Source organism: Mesorhizobium sp. WSM4828 (genome assembly GCF_055811175.1).
Window position 1 is genome coordinate 1 of sequence record NZ_JBVVQK010000084.1, and the last position, 1,540, is coordinate 1,540.

At 66.9% G+C, this 1,540-nt stretch carries 1 protein-coding gene; it reads left to right on the forward strand.

Going from position 1 to position 1,540, the window contains the following annotated elements:
- The first annotated feature begins 47 nt into the window (after nt 1-47).
- A complete protein-coding gene (locus AC0L2X_RS32350; RefSeq protein ID WP_473601200.1) occupies nt 48-1,241 on the forward strand; it encodes an IS91 family transposase in 1,194 nt (397 codons plus the stop codon).
- Nucleotides 1,242-1,540: the final 299 nt, after the last annotated feature.

Here is a 1,540-nt window from a genome sequence, read left to right on the forward strand (position 1 = left end):
AAGCTTGGCCTCTTCAAGCCGGAAGAGATCGCACCCGACGGCTGAGCGTGCGCGCCTCGATCGAGGTTGCCGACATCTTCCGCACTGCCGGGTCCGCCTACCGGGCCGCCCATGCCGGGCATCTGAGCCTCGCCCAGCTCAAGGTCATGTCGGCGATCGAGCACTGCCGCACCGCGGCCCTCGGCGGGCATGTCGAAGCCTGCGAGGACTGCGGCCAGTGGCGCATCGCCTACAACTCCTGCCGCAACCGGCACTGCCCGAAGTGCCAGGGTGCTACGGCGCGGACATGGCTTGCCAAGCGCGAGGCCGATCTACTGCCGGTCGGCTACTTCCATGTCGTGTTCACCCTGCCTGCCGAGGTTGGCGACATCGCCTTCCACAACAAGGCGCTGGTCTACGACCTGCTGTTCAAGGCGGCATCGGAGACGATGCTGACGATTGCGGCGGATCCGAAGCATCTCGGCGCGCGCATCGGCATCACCGCAGTGCTCCATACCTGGGGCTCGGCGATGACACACCATCCGCACGTGCACATGATCGTGCCGGGCGGTGGCATCTCGCCGGACGGAAGCCGGTGGATATCGTCGCGTCCGGGCTTCCTGCTGCCGGTGCGCGTGCTCGGCAAGTTGTTCCGTCGCCTGTTCCTCTCCCGGTTGGTCGCGCTGTACGACGCTGGCCGGCTCGCCTTCTTCGGCGCAATTGCCCAACTCGCGGAACGGCGGGCATTCCTGCGCCATCTGTCGTCGGTCCGGAAGAAGCGCTGGGTTATCTACACCAAGGCGCCCTTCGCCGGACCGGAGGCGGTGCTCGCCTACCTGTCGCGCTACACCCACCGGGTCGCCATCTCGAACAGCCGTCTCATCCGCTTCGACGAGACCGGCGTCACCTTCCGCTACAAGGACTACCGCCGCGACGGCGCCGATCGCCAGCAGGTCATGACGCTGGGCCCCGACGAGTTCATCCGCCGCTTCCTGCTCCACGTGTTGCCAAAGGGATTCCACCGCATCCGGCATTGCGGCCTGCTTGCCGGCTCTGCTCGCAAGGACTGCCTCGCACTCGTCCGCCAACTGCTCGCGGCCGCGCCTCCCGCCACGAACGATCCATCGGCGGAACCAGACAACTTCCGTCCGCCATGCCCATGCTGCGGCGGCCGCATGATCGTGATCGAAGTGTTCGAACGATGGAGGCAGCCGCGCGGACCGCCACACGGCTCCCCGTCGAGCGGGAGCAGCACGCCATGACCCGGCATGGCATAGTTCAGACTTCAGCCGCAGGCACTCAGCCTCCGGCGGCGAACCCACGCGCATCCATGGTGATCATCGGTGCCGATTGGGCCGCGTCAGGCCGCCCACCGTTCCAACAGCACCGCGCGGAGGCGCAACGATGCGGTCTGTCCGCATTCACCCCAGAGCTTCCCGACGGCGGTCGCGCCATCGCCGACATCTGCCGAAATCCGAAATCCCCATAGCCATCGCCTGTGGCCCGCGGGTTCCTTCCTCGGGGACTTTCGTACGCCTGCCGGCGCCCGAAACTCTTCACG